The following is a 16,183-nucleotide window of genomic DNA, read 5'->3' as shown; positions in this document are numbered from 1 at the left end:
GGCCTAGGTCGGGGATTTTTTTTGCAAGCAATCAGGCGCTGCCTAATCGAATCGGTAGATATCCATCCCCAGCGCACCCAAGGCAAAGCCTTGGTGCACCACACCAAAAGCCCCGCCCGCGCCTAGGGCGAAGAACAGCGGCAGCAGATGCTCATCGCTTGGATGGTTGCGCACTGCAAACGGCGCCTGCGCCCTGTAGTCGAGCAGGGCCTGGGAGTCGTCGATCTGCAACTTCTCTACCATCCAGTTCCTGAAGGCCAGCGCCCACGGTGCCATCTTGTCTGGTCCAGCCTGCCAGTCCAGTTCTCCAAGATTATGCGTGATGCTGCCAGAGCCAATCAGCAGGACACCCTCTTCGCGCAGCCCGGCCAGGGCCTGGCCAATGCGTACCTGCACCGTGGGGCCCAAATGGCTGGGCAAGGACACCTGCACCAGCGGGATCTGTGCCTGCGGATACATCAGCGATAACGGTACCCAGGCGCCATGATCGAATGGCCGCTCGGCGTCTGGGTGAGCGGGTAGCCCGGCCGCCTGCAAACGCTCACAGATACGTCGCGCCAGGTCCGGATCGCCCGGTGCTGGGTACTGCACGGCGTACAGCGCTGCAGGAAAGCCAGCAAAGTCATGCCAGGTGTCCGGCCTTGCGCCGCTCGTTACCGCCAGATCGCGGCTTTCCCAGTGGGCCGATACCACGACAATCGCACGTGGCGTAGGCAGCTGTTGGGCCAAGCGCGCCAGTGCAGGCCCGCTAGCGCCGGGTTGCAATGCCAACATGGGTGAGCCGTGGGAGATGAACAAGCTGGGCAGCATGGCAGGGTCCTGAGGGTTAAGATGCACGCATCTTCGGCCAAGCCTTGATCGAATCCAAATCAAGTTATGGCTATGAACCATCGAATAATCGGGAGCAAACATGGAACCTGCATTCTGGCAGCAGCGGTGGGCCGACAATCAGATTGGCTTTCATCAAGCCCAGGTTAACCCCTACCTGCAGGCCTATTGGCCTGGCTTGCATCTGGCAGCCAACAGCAAGGTACTGGTGCCCTTGTGTGGCAAGAGCCTGGACGTACTGTGGCTGGCCGGGCAGGGGCACCGCGTGATGGGGGTCGAGTTGTCTCGTCGGGCAGTGGAAGATTTCTTCCGTGAACAGGGGCTTGAGGCACAGGTTTCACACACAGGTGCATTCGAAGTCTGGCGCCATGGGCCGATAGAGCTGTGGTGCGGCGACTTTTTTGCGTTGTCGCGCAGCGACGTGGGTGACTGTACTGCGCTCTACGACCGAGCGGCCTTGATCGCCTTGCCCTCGGCAATGCGGGAGCAGTATGTCCGAGCGCTAGCGGTTCTGTTGCCTGCCGGCAGCCAGGGGTTGGTGGTGACCTTGGACTATGACCAGGCGCTGGTGGCCGGGCCGCCGTTTTCGGTGAGCGACGACGCGTTGCGGCAAGGGTTCGCCGGCTGGCAAGTGGATGAGCTCGAGGCGGTGCAGGTGATCGAGCAGAGCCCGAAGTTCGTGCAGGCGGGAGCCTCGAGCTTGTGGGAGAGGGTCTATCGGGTCAGCCGTTGAAACCGTCACCCAGCCTTGCCGCGTTATCGAGCACTCACAAAAAAGGCGACCGAGGTCGCCTTTTGCAGGGTGGGGCGGATCAACCGCGGCGGCGCAGGGCGTCGATGCGGTCTTCCAGCGGCGGGTGGCTCATCAGCAGGCCGGCCAGGCCCTGCTTGAGGCCGCCATTAATGCCAAAGGCCTTGAGCGTATCGGGCATGTGGACCGGCAGGCCCTGCTCCACACGCAGGCGCTGCAGGGCGCCGATCATGGCCGATGTGCCAGCCAGGCGAGCGCCGGCTTCGTCTGCGCGATACTCGCGGCGGCGCGAGAACCACATGACGATGATGCTGGCCAGAATGCCCAGAATCAGTTCGGCCACGATGGTCGCGACGTAGTAGGCGATACCCTGGCCTTCCTCGTTCTTGAAGATGACCTTGTCGACAAAGTTGCCGATGATCCGGGCGAAGAACATCACGAAGGTGTTCACCACGCCCTGGACCAGCGCCAGGGTGACCATGTCGCCGTTGGCAACGTGGCCGATCTCGTGCGCCAGCACCGCGCGCACTTCATCGGGCGAGAAACGCTCCAGCAGGCCCTGAGAGACCGCTACCAGCGCATCGTTACGGTTCCAGCCGGTGGCGAAGGCGTTGGCTTCATAGGCCGGGAAAATACCCACTTCCGGCATCTTGATGCCAGCCTCGCGGGACAACTCCTCGACCGTTTGCAGCAGCCACTGCTCATGACGGGTACGCGGCTGGCTGATGATCTGGGTGCCGGTGCTCATCTTCGCCATCCACTTGGAGATGAACAGCGAAACCAGCGAGCCGGCGAAACCGAACACCGCACAGAACACGAGCAGGCTGCCAAGGTCGAGGTCGACCCCGTTGGCCGCCATGAACCCGTTGAAACCGAACAGGCTCAGGGTAATGCTTGCAACCAGCACCACCGCAAGGTTGGTGGCCACAAACAACAGAATGCGCATCATGGTTGTTACGTTCTCCTGACGGATGAATTGTCGCTTACTGCGGGGTATATAAGGGGCCTGCCGCCGGGATTCAATCGACGGACTATTTCAAACTGTGTAAGCCGCAGTATGGCAGAGGAGGGGAAGCCGGCTGTGGGATAGAGCATTGCAGGATGTAAGAAACATGCTACGGCGCGCGCAAGGCTGCTCTTTTTCCTATGGCGGGCTCGCCAGCGCTCACAGCTTCAACCACGATTTCAGCCAACTGTGAGCGCCCGCGACGCGTGTGCTTACTGCGAATAGGTCCTGAGGAAATTGCCGATTCGTCCGATGGCTGCTTCCAGGTCATCTACGCGGGGCAGTGTCACCACACGGAAATGGTCCGGCCAAGGCCAATTGAACGCAGTGCCCTGGACGATGAGCAGCTTCTCGGACAGCAGCAGGTCCAAGGCAAATTTCTCGTCGTTGAGGATCGGGCAGACCTTCGGGTCGATCCTCGGGAACGCATACAGCGCGCCCATGGGCTTGACGCAGCTCACGCCAGGGATGTCGTTAAGCAGTTCATAGGTGCGGTTGCGCTGCTCCAGCAAGCGCCCTGGCGGCAGCACCAGGTCGTTGATGCTCTGGTAGCCACCCAGTGCTGTCTGAATGGCGTGCTGGGCCGGTACGTTGGCGCACAAGCGCATGTTGGCCAGCATGTCGATGCCTTCGATGTAGCTCAGGGCATGGTGCTTGGGCCCGGAAATGATCAGCCAGCCGGAGCGAAAGCCTGCCACGCGGTAGGACTTGGACAGGCCGTTGAAGGTCAGGCACAGCAGGTCCGGTGCCAGGGAGGCCGTGCTGATATGCACCGCCTCGTCATAAAGAATCTTGTCGTAGATTTCGTCTGAGAACACCACCAGGTTGTGCTGGCGAGCCAGTTCCAGCATGCCCCGCAACAGCTCCTTGGAGTAGACCGCGCCCGTTGGGTTGTTGGGGTTGATGATGACCAGTGCCTTGGTGTTGGGGGTGATCTTGGCCTTGATGTCCTCCAGGTCCGGGAACCAGTCGGCTTGCTCGTCGCACAGGTAGTGCACCGGTTTACCACCGGCCAGGCTTACGGCTGCCGTCCACAGGGGGTAGTCGGGGGCGGGGATGAGCACCTCGTCACCGTTGTTCAGCAGGGCCTGCATCGACATGACGATCAACTCGGACACGCCGTTGCCCAGGTAGATGTCTTCGATGCCGACGCCTTCGATGCCCTTTTGCTGGCAGTACTGCATCACCGCCTTGCGTGCGCTGAACAGGCCTTTGGAATCGCTGTAGCCCTGCGCGGTAGGCAGGTTGCGGATCACGTCCTGCAGAATTTCATCGGGCGCCTCGAAACCGAACGGCGCCGGGTTGCCGATGTTCAGCTTGAGGATGCGGTGGCCTTCCTCTTCCAGGCGCTTGGCGTGCTTGAGCACAGGGCCGCGAATGTCGTAGCACACATTGGCGAGCTTGTTCGATTTGCTGAACTGCATGATGGAATCCCGATTGAGAAAACGCGCTATGCCCGGCCGAAAGGTTTGTAAGGGCACAAAGCGGGTGCGAGACTGAACGCCTTGCACACGAAGCCAACTAATATACGTGCCACCCGCGCCCCGGAAAAGACGGCGCAGGGTGAAATTGAGCCTGCCGAGGTAGCCCCATGCAAAAGATCGAGAAAACCCTGGAACAGTGGCGGTCGATGCTCGACCCCGAGCAGTACCAGGTGTGCCGCCTAAAAGGCACAGAGCGCCCGTTCAGCGGCAAGTACAACAGCGAGCGCCGCGACGGCATCTATCACTGCATCTGCTGTGGGCTGGCGCTGTTCGATGCCCAGACCAAGTTCGATTCGGGCTGTGGTTGGCCAAGCTTCTACGCCCCCATCGAGGACAGCGCGATGATCGAGATCCGCGACACGTCCCACGGCATGATCCGCACCGAGGTGACCTGTGCCCGCTGCGATGCTCACCTGGGCCACGTGTTTCCCGACGGGCCGCCACCGACCGGGCTGCGCTACTGCATCAACTCGGTGTGCATCGACTTGCGCCCCCGTGACTGACCGGAGCTCGAACATGGCCGCATCGCTGCTGGATATTCCCTGTGTCACCATTACAGGCGAGCACAAGAAGCTGGGCGACTTCCCAGGCAAGGCCGTGCTGGTGGTCAACACCGCCAGCCAGTGCGGTTTCACGCCGCAATACGCCGGGTTGGAACAGCTGTGGCAGAGGTACCGTGATCGGGGGCTGATGGTGCTGGGCTTTCCCTGCAACCAGTTCGGCAAGCAGGAGCCGGGTGAGGCGCGTGATATCGCGCAGTTCTGCCAGCGCAATTTCGGCGTGAGCTTTGCGCTGTTTCGCAAGGTGGAGGTCAACGGCCCAGGTACCCATCCCTTGTTCGCCGAGCTCAAACAGCGGGCGCCCGGCATTCTGGGTAGCCAGAAGATCAAGTGGAATTTCACCAAGTTCCTGCTCGACCCAGTCAGCGGCCAGGTGGTGCGTTATGCGCCGACCACCAAGCCGCAGGCATTGGAGGCGGACATCGAGCGCCTGCTCAGCCGCTGACCGGCACCCAGCGATCGACCACGGCCAGCAGATCCTCGCGCCGGAACGGCTTGGCCAGGTAATCGTCCATGCCGGCCGCCCGGCATCGCTCGCGCTCCTCGGGCATTGCATTGGCGGTGAGTGCGACAACCGGCAGCCCTGGCCAACGGCCGCGCTCACGGATTCGACGGGTGGCCTCGTAGCCATCCATCACCGGCATGTTGCAGTCCATCAGCACCAGGTCGAAGGCCTGCTCCTCGAGCCGCGCCAGGGCTTCGACACCTTGCGTGGCCAATTCGACCTGACACCCCAGCTTTGCCAGCATGCCCTTGGCCACCAGTTGATTGACGGGGTTGTCCTCCACCAGAAGGATGCGTGCCCGGCCTTTGGCCGTAGCGGTGGGCGGGGTTGCCAATGGATGCTCGGCATCGTGTCCTTGCAATACCCGATGCAGCGTCTGGTACAGTGCCCCCCGGGTCAGCGGGCGTGCGAGCTGATGCAGAGGAGCCATGGCCAACGCCTGCTCGCTGGGCAGGAAATTGCCGTAGGCAGTGACGAGCAGAATGGGTATTTGCGAAACCCTGCGCACTTCGGCCAGCGCTTGCACATCGTCAAGGATCAGCAGGTCGGTTGTGCCAGCCACGGTCTCAATGCCGTCGTGACGTGCATACGCCAGGCCCAAGGCCGGTAGCAGGCCAAGCATCAGCTCATGCAGGCCACTGCCCGCTGCGGTCAGTGCAGCCACGCTGGCGTGCAAAGGCTCGGGCGCATCAGCCTTGGCGTAGGCGTTGAGGGGCAGCTCTGCGGTGAAGCGGCTGCCAAAACCGGGCTGGGACCGGATATGCAGATGACCGTGCATGGCCTTGCACAGGTTACGGGTCAGGGCCAGGCCCAGGCCGGTACCGCCGTACTGGCGCGTGATGCCTGCGCCGGCCTGGGTGAAGGGCTGGAAGATACGCGCTTGCGCATCTTCAGGGATGCCGATGCCGGTATCCCGGACTTCCAGGCGCACGCCGCCGATCATTGGCTCAAGCCTTACGTCCACCCGCCCGAAGCGCGTGAATTTCAAGGCATTGGACAACAGGTTGCCGACGATCTGGCGCACCCGCGTGGGGTCGCCCAACACGCTTGCCGGGAAGTCATGGGCAATCAGGCAGGTCAGTTCGACCCCTTGGGCCACGTTCTGCGACAGCAGGCTGGCGGTGTCCTCGACCAAGGTCGCCATGTCGAAGGGGATGTGTTCGAGCTCAAGCTGGCCTGCATCGAATTTCGACAGATCGAGGATATCGTTGAGCAATTCGACCAGGACTTTGCCGGAATCATGGGCAATGGCCAGCTGCTGGCGCTGCTCGCCCGGCAGTGGGTTGTCCAGCGCCAGGGCGATCATGCCGAGCATCCCGTTCAGAGGCGTGCGAATTTCGTGGCTCATGTTGGCCAGGAACGCCGCCCGTGCATGGGCCATGTCCAGCGCCCGCCGCCGGGCCTGTTCAAGCTCCTGGTTGGTCAGGCTGAGGTTGTCGTTGCTTGCCTTGAGTTCGTCGGTGCGGGCCGCAACGATATTCTCCAGCTCGTTGAGGTACTGGGTGAGCCGATTCTCGGCCGTACGGCGTTGCTCGATCTCGGTGGACATGCTGACGAACTGCTGGTTGGCCACCTTCACCAGCACCCCGATTTCATCGTGCTCATGACCGGACGGGCATTGCAGTCGTCCCTGCATGGGCTTGCGCGCATCACCGCCGCTCAGCGCACCGATCACCGTGACCAACGGCTTGGTCAGCATCATGTAGAACAGTGCCAGCAACAGGCCTGTCAGCACCAGGCTGCGGGCAAAGCCGTTGAGCAGGGTGAGGCCGGCGCGGTCGAGAAAACGCCGGCCGAAGGGGTAGGTGTCCACGTCCAGGTACAGCGTGCCCAGGTACTCGTCGGGCATGTGGGTGAGAAACAGGGGGTCGCGCAGTTGGCGATGATCGCCGAAGAGAAAGTCGCTGATCGGCCTGTAGCGGTCCTCGAGTCGCGGTCGCTCCACGTCGGCCAGCACCGTCTCGTTGTTGTCGATCAAGCGTGCACGCACGATGGCAGGCGACTCCAGAAGCCCCCGGGTCAACTCCAGTGCCAGTTCCGAGTCGATGTTGTAGGCAATGCGCGAGGCCGGGTTATGGCTGATTTGCAGCAGCGCACGCACTTCACGGTTGATCGAGGCGTCTTCGCTGGCATAATCGATGCCGATCTGGACAAGACTGAGCAATGTTCCCAGGATGAAGCCAACCAGGACTGTCAACCGGGCTTGCTTGTATGACAGGCGATTGGTGAACTTGATATCCATGAGTCCCGAGCCGGTTCCACATTCCTTGCGCTGCGCAAGCATAGCCGATCGATCGCGGCTGCTGGCGGGTCTGTCACATATTCAGCCCTGATCAGGCTGACCAGCCTGGGCTGGCCGTTTCATTGTTCAATAGCCTTGTACGTCATGGCACGGTGCTACGTGCCGTTGCGACTGGATGTGACGGTGCAAGGATAACGGGCCACCCGCCAACCCGAATTCGAATGTGTAGGAGTCTTGATGGACGCCCGCTTGATTGCTTTTCTGGACCGCGCCGAAACGGTGCTGGCCCGTCTCGAACCGCTGCTGCCGGCACCGCGTCCAGAGATCGACTGGTCCGCGACCCTGGCTGCCCGTTGGCAGCGCGACGGCCGCAATGGCTACCTGATGCCGCTGGAGGTCAGCCTGGATATCCGCCTGAGCGACCTGATCGGGGTCGACCAGCAGCGTGACCAGCTTGGCCGCAATACCCATCAGTTCATCAATGGCCTGCCGGCCAATCACGCGTTGCTGTGGGGCTCGCGCGGCACGGGCAAGTCTTCGCTGGTGCGCGCGCTGCTGGCCGAGCACGCCAAGGCGGGGCTGCGCTTGATCGAAATCGAGCGCGACCATTTGGCCGACCTGCCGCGGGTGGTCGAGCAACTGCAGAAATTGCCGCAGCGGTTCATCCTGTTCTGCGACGACCTGTCGTTCGAGGCAGGCGAGGGCGACTACCGAGTGCTCAAGAGCGTACTCGATGGCTCGCTGGAGCAGGCCCCGGACAACGTCCTGTTGTACGCCACGTCCAACCGCCGCCACCTGGTGCCGGAAAAACAGAGCGACAACGAAAACTGGCAGATGGTCGATGGCGAGTTGCATCCCAACGAAGCCGTGGAAGACAAGATCGCCTTGTCCGACCGCTTCGGGTTGTGGCTGTCTTTCTATCCCTTCAGCCAGGAGCACTTCCTCGATGTGGTCGAGCACTGGATCGGCCAGCTCGCGCGCCCGGCCGGGCTGCGCTGGCACCGTGACGAAGCCCTGGACATACTCGCCGTGCGCTGGGCTACTGGCCGCGGTAATCGTAATGGCCGATGTGCCTATCAGTTCGCCCGCTATTGGGTCGGGCTGCAATTGCTGGAGCAAACCCGATGATCGATCTTAATGCCAGTGGTGCTGGCCTGGACGGCTACGCCCTGCTGGCGGCGCAAGTGCAAGCGCTGTTCGCCGACGAACGTGACTTCACCGCCAACGCCGCGCAGTTCTCGGCCTTCGTCTATCACCAGATCGAGGACCTGAACTGGGCGGGGTTCTACATCAATCGCGATGAACAGCTGGTGCTCGGCCCGTTCCAGGGCCAGGTGGCTTGCGTGCGCATTCCTTTCGGCAAAGGCGTGTGTGGCACGGCGGCAGCCACGCGGCAAACCCAGCGCGTAGAGGACGTGCATGCCTTTGCCGGGCACATTGCCTGCGACAGCGCGTCCAACAGCGAGCTGGTGATTCCACTGATCAAGGAGGGCAGGCTGGTGGGCGTGCTGGATCTGGACAGCCCTACGGTTGGGCGTTTCAGTGAAGCCGATCAGGCGGGGCTTGAGCAGCTGGCGGCGATTTTCCTGCAACTGACTGACTGCTGATCGCCGCTGAGCCTGTACCGGCGGCATGCCTGAGCCGCCGGTACGGGCAAGATGTTCAGTCGTACATCGCCTTCTTCTTCCAGGTTTCCTCGTCGTCGGTCTTCAAGCCTTCGGTCAGCTCGTTTTCTTCGTCTTCGGTCGGCGCCAGCTGATCCAGCACTTGGGCGTTCACCCGCGCCAGCAATTTTTCAAGGTACGTCAGCTGCTCTTCATAGACCTTCGGTTCGGGCTGCTTGCGCAGGTATTGCACGCCCCGTTCGAAGGCCAGGCGGGCCTGGCCGGGCTGTTCGTTCTGCAAGGCCTGCTGGCCGAGGTTGTTGAAGAACTCGATATGCAGTAATACCAGGATGTGGCGAATTTCCTTGAGCCAGTGCTTGGCTTCCAGAGCAGGTAAAAAGCCTTCCTGCGCGGCGCGGGTGATCTGGTTGTGCAAGGCTTCGAGCAGAAACCGCACGTCCTTGGCCTTGGCTTCGGTCAGAATCGGGTTGGGTGGGTTGTTGACCGGTATCTGCTCGCCCTTGGCGATCAGCGCTTCTACTTCAGCGATGCGCGCCTTGATGTCGGCATTGTGCTTGTCCAGGGCAAGCTGGCGCTGGTTCACATTGAGTTCCAGCCGGGTCAGCAGCAATTTCAGCCCAGGCGTCATGTACTGGCCGGGGAAGGTTTCACTGATTTCGCCACAGCGACGCAGGCGATCGGCCAGTTCGATCTTCAATCGAGCGCGCTCGAGCTTGCCGTTCTCGACCACGTTATTGAGATAGCCAATCAGAATCAGCAGTGCGATACCCGCCACGACGAGCAGGGTGATCAGAAGTGGTGTCACCGTGAATGCCTCATGAAATGGATTGCATCATTGAGTGTAGGGCGAGGTTGCATAATCCCTGACGGCCTGTGTTTATTATCGGCCGTTTGCCCAGTGGCTGAATGCTGGCACATTTATGCGGCGCTGACGTCAGAAATTCAGCTCGGGCTTCGTACAACGCAGGGGCGAGTGGGGACGGCAGGGCGGGAAGTCATTGATTTAAATAAATTTCTACAAAAGGGTTGACGGCTTATCCATCCCTCCATAGAATGCGCGCCACTTGCAGCGTAAAGCACACAGCAGAACGCAGCAGGAAGTGAAAGCAGGCAGTAATGCCAGCAGCGTGTCCCCTTCGTCTAGTGGCCTAGGACACCGCCCTTTCACGGCGGTAACAGGGGTTCGAGTCCCCTAGGGGACGCCATATTGCGGGAATAGCTCAGTTGGTAGAGCACGACCTTGCCAAGGTCGGGGTCGCGAGTTCGAGTCTCGTTTCCCGCTCCAAATTCTCCGGCAACGCTTAACGGCGGGGCGGGAAATAAAAATCCAGTCTGAATCGTGAGGTTCAGGTGCTGGTGCACTGAAAAGTGTTGTGTGTCCCCTTCGTCTAGTGGCCTAGGACACCGCCCTTTCACGGCGGTAACAGGGGTTCGAGTCCCCTAGGGGACGCCATTGCGGGAATAGCTCAGTTGGTAGAGCACGACCTTGCCAAGGTCGGGGTCGCGAGTTCGAGTCTCGTTTCCCGCTCCAGTTTGAATACTGTGGCGTTCGCACGGTGCAGTGGTGGTGAAGGCTGTAAAGGCGCTTCACGCCGATTAGCGGTAAAGCTTCAAATTGCGGGAATAGCTCAGTTGGTAGAGCACGACCTTGCCAAGGTCGGGGTCGCGAGTTCGAGTCTCGTTTCCCGCTCCAAATTATGATCTACAGACGTCCACTGAAGTCTGTAAGTCTTTGAATAAAAGGGGCTTTGGCCCCTTTTTTCATTCCAGCGAAGGCTACCGAAATCCACCAACGGCCAGCCTTTTTGAGGCCAAAATTAAGGCCATACAATACGGTGCATAACCGTTCCGTATTGTTGCTGGAATAGAGCCGGTGCGGTGGCGAGCATAGAGCCTAAGTTTCAACTTAGGAGCTATGTGATGGCACTTTCTGACCTAATTATCCGGCAGGCTAAAGCCACTGGAAAAACCTATACTCTCCCTGATACCGATGGCCTTGGGCTAGTCGTTTCTCCTGTCGGTGGTAAAAGCTGGCATCTCCGTTATTACTGGCTGGGCAAGCAGAAACGTATCTCTCTCGGTGGCTATCCCGAAGTTAGTTTGCGTGAAGCGCGGGCGCTGCGTGATGAAGCTCGCGCTTTGTTGGCCAAAGGTATTAATCCCCATACTGATCGTAAACAAAAACGCCGTGCTGCGCGCCTCGCGTCTGAGAATACCTTTGGCGCGGTCTTTCTGCTGTGGTATGAACACCGCAAAAAGGAACTTGGCGAAATTGGGGAAGACCGTGGCAAGCGCAAGCCGCTTTCGGCTGATCTGCCGCGTATCGAAGTCATCCATGAGTTGCCCGAGCACGAACTGACCTGCGCCTGCGGTTGCCGCAAGCATGTCATCGGCGAGGAAACCAGCGAGCAGCTCGATATCGTGCCGATGCAAATCCGTGTGCTCAAGCACGTGCGCAAGGTCTATGGCTGCCGTGGTTGCGAGACCGCTCCAGTCACTGCTGACAAGCCCGCCCAGTTGATCGAAAAAAGCATGGCCAGCCCCAGCGTGCTGGCCATGCTGCTGACGACTAAGTACATCGATGGCTTGCCACTACACCGGTTTGAAAGTGTGCTGTCGCGCCATGGCATCCAGATTCCACGGCAAACGCTGGCGAGTTGGGTGATCCAGTGCAGCGAGCACTTCCAGCCGTTGTTGAACCTGATGCGTGACCGGCTGCTGGAAAGTCCGGTGATTCACTGCGACGAAACACGCGTACAGGTCTTGAAAGAGCCAGACCGCGACCCGACCAGCCAATCCTGGATGTGGGTGCAGGCCAGTGGCCCGCCTGATCGACAAGTTGTGCTGTTCGACTACACCACCAGCCGTGCGCAGGAAGTACCACTGCGCCTGCTGCAAGGGTATCGCGGCTATGTGATGACCGACGATTACGCCGGTTATAACGCACTGGCGTTGCAACCTGGCGTCGAGCGGCTGGCGTGCATGGTTCACGCGCGCCGCAAGTTCGTCGAGGCGCAGAAAGTGCAGCCCAAGGGTAAGACGGGCCGCGCCGATGTGGCACTGGCGATGATCAACAAGCTGTACGGCATCGAGCGCGACCTCAAGGAGGTCAGCGACGAACAGCGGTTCCTCGGTCGCCAGGAAAGAAGCCTGCCGATCCTCGGCCAGTTGAAAAGCTGGCTGGACAAGACGTACTCCCAGGTTACACCGCAAAGTGTCCTGGGCAAGGCCGTGCATTACCTGGCGAACAACTGGAGCCGGTTGGAGCGCTATGTCGAGGCTGGGCATTTGCCGATCGACAACAACCTGGCAGAGCGTGCGATCAAGCCATTTGTCATCGGGCGTAAGGCCTGGTTATTCAGTGACACACCCAAGGGCGCCACGGCCAGTGCGCAGATCTACAGCTTGGTCGAGACCGCCAAGGTCAACGGCCAGGAGCCCTATACGTGGCTGCGCCACGTACTTGAGCGCCTGCCGTATGCATCGTCGGTGGCCGACTACGAAGCCCTACTGCCGTGGAACTGCTCGCCAGAGATGCCACGGTAACCTGTTGCCCCACCATGTGATAGGTGGGCTTCATGGATCGCACTCATCGAGTGGGCAATGCCCTGCTGTGCTGCCTGCAGATACCAAGCGGCGGCCTGGCTGGCGTCGCGCTCGACACCGTTGCCGCGTCGGTACAAGTAGGCAAGATTATGCAGGCCGCTGGCGTTGCCCTGTTCTGCGGCAGCCAAGTACCAGCGCTGGGCCTCAACGAGGTTCTGCGGCGTTCCCACGCCGATCTGGTGCATCAGGCCGAGGTCGACCTGGGCCGGTGCATGACCTTGCTCGGCGGCCTGCTTCCACCAATGAACGGCTTTTTCATATTGCTGCAGGTCGGAGTAGGCCAGGGCCAATTCATATTGAGCGGCCGGGTCGCCAGATTTCGCTTGTTGTGACAGCGCCTTATCCGGCGACGGCTCACAGGCTGTAAGTACCGGGAACAACACCGCCAAGGCAAGGATAGGAAAGGCCTTGTGGGCAAGGGAGAAGAATCGCTGGATCATGCTGATACCTCATGGCCTTGCAACGCTTCGAGTGTGTGAAAGTAGCGTGCCTTATGGAAGGCTATGGCGGCGGTTCCGAGGCTGATGATCGGTAGAAGAGATACGGCGGCAAGTTCGGGAGCGTCGATCAGGGCCACCAATCCGAACAGGAACAGCAAGGCCACAAGTACCGTTCCTGCCCAGAACAGCTTGTTCTTCCTGATACCGAAGGCTTGCCCGGACGTATCCTGCCGGGATTTGGTACGGGCGATGAGATAGGCCAGCACGAACAAGGCAGTGGAGAGCAAGTTCATGCCGAGAAGCACTGCCGCTTCGATAAATGAAGCATCCTCCACAAGGTAGGGTGAGCGGAGCAGTGTCCAGACGCCACAGGCACAAAGTGCATAGAACCAGACGTCCTTGTGCTTGGCGGGGCGTAGTCGGCAATGTTCGTTCAGCCAGTCGAAAGCCTGTTTTTCAGGCTTGCCAAGTGCCCTGTCGACGAGAAGAAAAATATCGGACTCGCGCTGGTCTATCAGCCTATTGCCGTCCGATTCGATCACATTGAAGTTGTGATCCATCCTGATTTTATCAACTTGATGCCCTTCGTCCTGCAGCAACTTGAAGATCGTGTCATGTGCATTTTCGTCTGCCTGCTCGAACCGTATTTCCATTAGAGTCATTTCCTTTTTGATAGTGACTGAGCCGGCTGCGGTAACGGGTGCCCGTGGCGATTCACCAAGCGGTAGCCGAAGCTGACGGGATGGTCGTAGGCCGGGCGGTAGTAGATATCGGTGCGGGATTTGACCGGCCGGGTATCCAACCCGCGCAGATCGGGAGCTGGGCCGCAAAGATTCTGCACTTCGTCGCTCCATTCAGCGTTTTCAGCGCCATGGCGCATGTACCTATCGAGTAACGGGATAAAGCAAAGCCAGTGCCATACGCGAAGCAGTGGAGACAGCCTGTGCCTGGAATAAGTGGCCTTCTGCTGCGGCGTGATCGTTCCCGGCTGCGGCTGAACCGCCTTAATGCCATGCTCCATATAGCGGCGCAGGACCTCAAGCCGCTGCAGGTCATATAACCCCTCAATTCCGCTACCGCAGGTGTAGGGCTCCATCAAGTAAGAGGGGTGAGGGTTTCCCGATGTGCGCAGCTTATTGCTCTCTATTGCTGCATGTGGATGGGGGGCGTAGAGCTGTAGGGCACCCATTGGGCCGTAGCGGTTGTCCACTGCCGGCCTGATATGCCGCCAGGGGATATGTGCAATACGGCCTTGACCATTATCAATATGGATCAGTTGGGCCTGACGGTTATAGCGGATTCTACCTGCGGATAGTTTGTTGGATTTTATGGAGTAGTACGTAAGTGGTGCCAGAATTAATAGGGCAAACAAATATAGAGGAGCAAATTCAACAGGCGATGCACCAGTGAATACTGCCAATGCCAGAATAAACATCAGGACGACATGATGAATGCTGATTAATAAGAGGACTGCAGAGCTGCTGCACTTGGCCGGTATCTCGATAAAGCGATCATTGAATTTGCCTGGATCACTGGTATCAATATTGAAATTTAAGTCTTTTGGCCACATGGCAATATCAAGCGCAGGAAGCTCATGTATTTCAGTCCGGCTTAATTCCTTTTCAAACTCCGCATCAAACATGGACAGATCAGGATTAGGGTGCTGGCGCACCCATTCCAGTTCGCCACGCCATAATGCGGCTACTCTAGTTTCCAACTCGTCTGTACTTAGCGGCGCCTCTTGTGGTTGTTGGCTCACGTCTTCTCCATTTCAAGCACCTGGTTGGGTTCGGCAAAGGCATTAGGCCAGTATTTAACTTCAATGTTGCCGCCCAATGTGTCCGTAGGGTGGCTAATATAACCGACACCATCGCGAACTTTAACAAGATCCGGGTCATCTAGCGTTTTTTGTATGCCGGTAAACTTGAATTCATAATGCTGGGTGATGGTGTAGGCGCTAACTTGCGGCTGCCAGCCGGGAAATGCCACGGTGACAGTACGGGCATCTGCTGGCAACTGGCTGCCATGATTTGCCCGATTGACCGCACCCCATACCGGAATAGTCAGCGAACCTATCGTGCGCAGTACCGCCGTATCCGTTTCGATATGAGGTTTCATAAAGAAGTAATAAAACCCAATGATTTCTTCTTCGGATGTAAAGGGAGAGAGAGCTTCGTTACTGAATATCCCATTCTGGTGTATCCCTGTTCCCCAGATACTTCGGGCTATCCAATCCGTTACTTTGCGTTCTTCGGTGTTTTTCTCATTCCATGTCCGAATGACCTGATACGAGAGTTCCAGTGCGATTAGAGTCCAGCCTATCGGGCCTGACCCCAGCCTGGCGACTCCGAGGGCCAAACGAGCTGTACTGGCAGCAACCCCGGTACCGGCGGCGCGCGTTCCCATACTGGTCATGGCTTTTCTTGATAGTTGCGACAAGGCCCCGGCATGTTGTTGCGTACTTAGCTGCCCCATCAGGTGCAAGCCCCCAGTAGTTGCGGCGGCAGCCTGAAGTACGCTACCTGCAGCATGGGCGGTGGCCTGGCCGACGGAGTTTGCATTGGCGGCAAGCAACAATTCCTTGAAACTGGGGCGCTTGTTGGGGGCGGCATCGAATACCTTGAGCAGCTTGCGGTAGGGCAAATGGCGGGTGGCGGTATCCGGCGGCGTACCACGACCGGCAACAAAGGGCGCGACCAGGCGTTCAAGCAGGCCATCACGCACGCCCATATCCTCATTGCCATAGTCAAGGAGCCGCATCACCCGCGGCATTTGCGCAGCATGGCCACTAAGCAGCCCAAAGCAGGTCAGCGCGCAGAGCGACTATCCAGTAACTTTCTGTACGCAATGCCACATGTGGCGTCATGTGGTTTCCGGAGACTGGAGAGTTGTGATAACTCTCATGAAATGTCGCATACTCTTCGGCCCAAGCCATGATGTGAGGCCAAATATTAGAGAAGAGCTCTGCTTGAGCGCCTGCGGAATATTGGAGGCTAAGCCAGTCTAAGGCATCCCACAAACGTTGTTGTGCAGATGTTGATAGCCCTATCAAAGTTGCTTTGTCAGAAGGGGATGACAAACCGTTGCTTACTTTTACGATGCTGCTTAGCGTTTCGTTGAAAAACGATAGATAAGG

14 protein-coding genes, 5 tRNA genes and 3 pseudogenes are annotated in these 16,183 nt (G+C 59.2%); 12 read left to right on the top strand and 10 right to left on the bottom strand.

What is annotated here, in order from left to right; all coding sequences use genetic code 11:
• Nucleotides 1-42 precede the first annotated feature (42 nt).
• Entirely contained in the window at nt 43-810 is a 768-nt protein-coding gene (locus tag ACF8GB_RS08500) for a class III extradiol ring-cleavage dioxygenase (RefSeq protein ID WP_145255125.1), read from the bottom strand.
• Nucleotides 811-910: 100 nt separating this feature from the next.
• Between ACF8GB_RS08500 and ACF8GB_RS08495 the strand changes: the two genes are divergently transcribed.
• A complete protein-coding gene (locus tag ACF8GB_RS08495) occupies nt 911-1,561 on the top strand; it encodes a thiopurine S-methyltransferase (RefSeq protein ID WP_196126898.1) in 651 nt (216 codons plus the stop codon).
• Nucleotides 1,562-1,640: 79 nt separating this feature from the next.
• On the opposite strand, the gene htpX is transcribed toward ACF8GB_RS08495, so the two are convergent.
• Complete coding sequence (gene htpX / locus ACF8GB_RS08490) at nt 1,641-2,528, bottom strand: protease HtpX (protein WP_023535364.1); 888 nt, start codon at nt 2,526-2,528, stop codon at nt 1,641-1,643.
• A 269-nt stretch (nt 2,529-2,797) separates the two neighbouring features.
• Complete coding sequence (locus tag ACF8GB_RS08485; protein WP_078478195.1) at nt 2,798-4,009, bottom strand: pyridoxal phosphate-dependent aminotransferase; 1,212 nt, start codon at nt 4,007-4,009, stop codon at nt 2,798-2,800.
• Nucleotides 4,010-4,176: 167 nt separating this feature from the next.
• Here ACF8GB_RS08485 and msrB point away from each other — a divergent pair, with 167 nt between their 5' ends.
• Nucleotides 4,177-4,572 carry a peptide-methionine (R)-S-oxide reductase MsrB gene (msrB, locus tag ACF8GB_RS08480; protein ID WP_025338187.1) on the top strand — a complete coding sequence of 132 codons (396 nt, stop codon included), beginning with the start codon at nt 4,177-4,179 and terminating at the stop codon, nt 4,570-4,572.
• A gap of 13 nt (nt 4,573-4,585) precedes the next feature.
• Nucleotides 4,586-5,074, top strand: a complete 489-nt coding sequence (locus tag ACF8GB_RS08475) for a glutathione peroxidase (RefSeq protein ID WP_058605777.1) — start codon at nt 4,586-4,588, stop codon at nt 5,072-5,074.
• Here the strand turns inward: ACF8GB_RS08475 and ACF8GB_RS08470 are convergent.
• Nucleotides 5,064-7,418 carry a response regulator gene (locus tag ACF8GB_RS08470; RefSeq protein ID WP_196186730.1) on the bottom strand — a complete coding sequence of 785 codons (2,355 nt, stop codon included), beginning with the start codon at nt 7,416-7,418 and terminating at the stop codon, nt 5,064-5,066. The genes ACF8GB_RS08475 and ACF8GB_RS08470 overlap by 11 nt on opposite strands.
• Nucleotides 7,419-7,613: 195 nt before the next feature.
• On the opposite strand from ACF8GB_RS08470, the gene ACF8GB_RS08465 reads away from it, so the two are divergent.
• Together ACF8GB_RS08465 and ACF8GB_RS08460 are read left to right on the top strand one after the other, a co-directional pair.
• Nucleotides 7,614-8,504, top strand: coding sequence for an ATP-binding protein (locus ACF8GB_RS08465; RefSeq protein WP_196186729.1), 891 nt, complete (start codon nt 7,614-7,616; stop codon nt 8,502-8,504).
• The gene (locus ACF8GB_RS08460; RefSeq protein WP_058605774.1) at nt 8,501-8,983 is read left to right on the top strand and encodes a GAF domain-containing protein; all 483 of its coding nucleotides are present in this window, start codon (nt 8,501-8,503) and stop codon (nt 8,981-8,983) included. Before ACF8GB_RS08465 ends, ACF8GB_RS08460 begins: the two co-directional genes overlap by 4 nt.
• A gap of 55 nt (nt 8,984-9,038) precedes the next feature.
• On the opposite strand, the gene ACF8GB_RS08455 is transcribed toward ACF8GB_RS08460, so the two are convergent.
• Nucleotides 9,039-9,806: a hypothetical protein gene (locus tag ACF8GB_RS08455; protein ID WP_023535381.1), complete on the bottom strand. Its 768-nt coding sequence runs from the start codon at nt 9,804-9,806 to the stop codon at nt 9,039-9,041.
• 324 nt (nt 9,807-10,130) lie between these two features.
• Here ACF8GB_RS08455 and ACF8GB_RS08450 point away from each other — a divergent pair.
• From ACF8GB_RS08450 to tnpC, 7 genes and pseudogenes are all read left to right on the top strand, one after another.
• Nucleotides 10,131-10,206, top strand: a tRNA-Glu gene (locus tag ACF8GB_RS08450).
• A gap of 4 nt (nt 10,207-10,210) precedes the next feature.
• Nucleotides 10,211-10,286: transfer RNA gene (locus tag ACF8GB_RS08445), tRNA-Gly, on the top strand.
• A gap of 92 nt (nt 10,287-10,378) precedes the next feature.
• A tRNA-Glu gene (locus tag ACF8GB_RS08440) sits at nt 10,379-10,454 on the top strand.
• Between the two features lie 2 nt (nt 10,455-10,456).
• Nucleotides 10,457-10,532: transfer RNA gene (locus tag ACF8GB_RS08435), tRNA-Gly, on the top strand.
• An 86-nt stretch (nt 10,533-10,618) separates the two neighbouring features.
• A tRNA-Gly gene (locus ACF8GB_RS08430) sits at nt 10,619-10,694 on the top strand.
• Nucleotides 10,695-10,921: 227 nt separating this feature from the next.
• Nucleotides 10,922-11,125, top strand: a pseudogene (locus tag ACF8GB_RS08425) (Arm DNA-binding domain-containing protein); the annotation flags it as partial.
• Between the two features lie 159 nt (nt 11,126-11,284).
• Nucleotides 11,285-12,547 (top strand): annotated as a pseudogene (gene tnpC / locus ACF8GB_RS08420) (IS66 family transposase); the annotation flags it as partial.
• On the opposite strand, the gene ACF8GB_RS08415 reads toward tnpC, so the two are convergent.
• From ACF8GB_RS08415 to ACF8GB_RS08395, 5 genes and pseudogenes are all read right to left on the bottom strand, one after another.
• Complete coding sequence (locus tag ACF8GB_RS08415) at nt 12,499-13,047, bottom strand: tetratricopeptide repeat protein (RefSeq protein ID WP_196186727.1); 549 nt, start codon at nt 13,045-13,047, stop codon at nt 12,499-12,501. The pseudogene tnpC and the gene ACF8GB_RS08415 overlap by 49 nt on opposite strands.
• On the bottom strand, nt 13,044-13,700 hold the full coding sequence (locus ACF8GB_RS08410) for a hypothetical protein (RefSeq protein WP_196186726.1): 657 nt from the start codon (nt 13,698-13,700) through the stop codon (nt 13,044-13,046). Before ACF8GB_RS08410 ends, ACF8GB_RS08415 begins: the two co-directional genes overlap by 4 nt.
• A gap of 5 nt (nt 13,701-13,705) precedes the next feature.
• The gene (locus ACF8GB_RS08405) at nt 13,706-14,806 is read right to left on the bottom strand and encodes a hypothetical protein (protein WP_196186725.1); all 1,101 of its coding nucleotides are present in this window, start codon (nt 14,804-14,806) and stop codon (nt 13,706-13,708) included.
• On the bottom strand, nt 14,803-15,771 hold the full coding sequence (locus ACF8GB_RS08400; protein WP_392526862.1) for a hypothetical protein: 969 nt from the start codon (nt 15,769-15,771) through the stop codon (nt 14,803-14,805). The genes ACF8GB_RS08405 and ACF8GB_RS08400 overlap by 4 nt, the downstream gene beginning before the upstream one ends.
• 64 nt (nt 15,772-15,835) lie before the next feature.
• Nucleotides 15,836-16,183: pseudogene (locus ACF8GB_RS08395) on the bottom strand (hypothetical protein); the annotation flags it as partial.

Source organism: Pseudomonas sp. xss_4, assembly GCF_043104125.1.
Taxonomy (GTDB): domain Bacteria; phylum Pseudomonadota; class Gammaproteobacteria; order Pseudomonadales; family Pseudomonadaceae; genus Aquipseudomonas; species Aquipseudomonas parafulva_B.
This window is presented reverse-complemented; position numbering and strand designations above follow the sequence as displayed.

What these genes read in the sequence shown, in the direction of transcription:
- ACF8GB_RS08460 (WP_058605774.1), top strand. Translation starts at nt 8,501, where the DNA reads ATGATCGATCTTAATGCCAGTGGTGCTGGCCTGGACGGCTACGCCCTG.
- htpX (WP_023535364.1), bottom strand. Translation starts at nt 2,528, where the DNA reads ATGATGCGCATTCTGTTGTTTGTGGCCACCAACCTTGCGGTGGTGCTG.
- ACF8GB_RS08485 (WP_078478195.1), bottom strand. Translation starts at nt 4,009, where the DNA reads ATGCAGTTCAGCAAATCGAACAAGCTCGCCAATGTGTGCTACGACATT.
- ACF8GB_RS08475 (WP_058605777.1), top strand. Translation starts at nt 4,586, where the DNA reads ATGGCCGCATCGCTGCTGGATATTCCCTGTGTCACCATTACAGGCGAG.
- msrB (WP_025338187.1), top strand. Translation starts at nt 4,177, where the DNA reads ATGCAAAAGATCGAGAAAACCCTGGAACAGTGGCGGTCGATGCTCGAC.
- ACF8GB_RS08415 (WP_196186727.1), bottom strand. Translation starts at nt 13,047, where the DNA reads ATGATCCAGCGATTCTTCTCCCTTGCCCACAAGGCCTTTCCTATCCTT.
- ACF8GB_RS08500 (WP_145255125.1), bottom strand. Translation starts at nt 810, where the DNA reads ATGCTGCCCAGCTTGTTCATCTCCCACGGCTCACCCATGTTGGCATTG.
- ACF8GB_RS08465 (WP_196186729.1), top strand. Translation starts at nt 7,614, where the DNA reads ATGGACGCCCGCTTGATTGCTTTTCTGGACCGCGCCGAAACGGTGCTG.
- ACF8GB_RS08410 (WP_196186726.1), bottom strand. Translation starts at nt 13,700, where the DNA reads ATGGAAATACGGTTCGAGCAGGCAGACGAAAATGCACATGACACGATC.
- ACF8GB_RS08495 (WP_196126898.1), top strand. Translation starts at nt 911, where the DNA reads ATGGAACCTGCATTCTGGCAGCAGCGGTGGGCCGACAATCAGATTGGC.
- ACF8GB_RS08470 (WP_196186730.1), bottom strand. Translation starts at nt 7,418, where the DNA reads ATGCTTGCGCAGCGCAAGGAATGTGGAACCGGCTCGGGACTCATGGAT.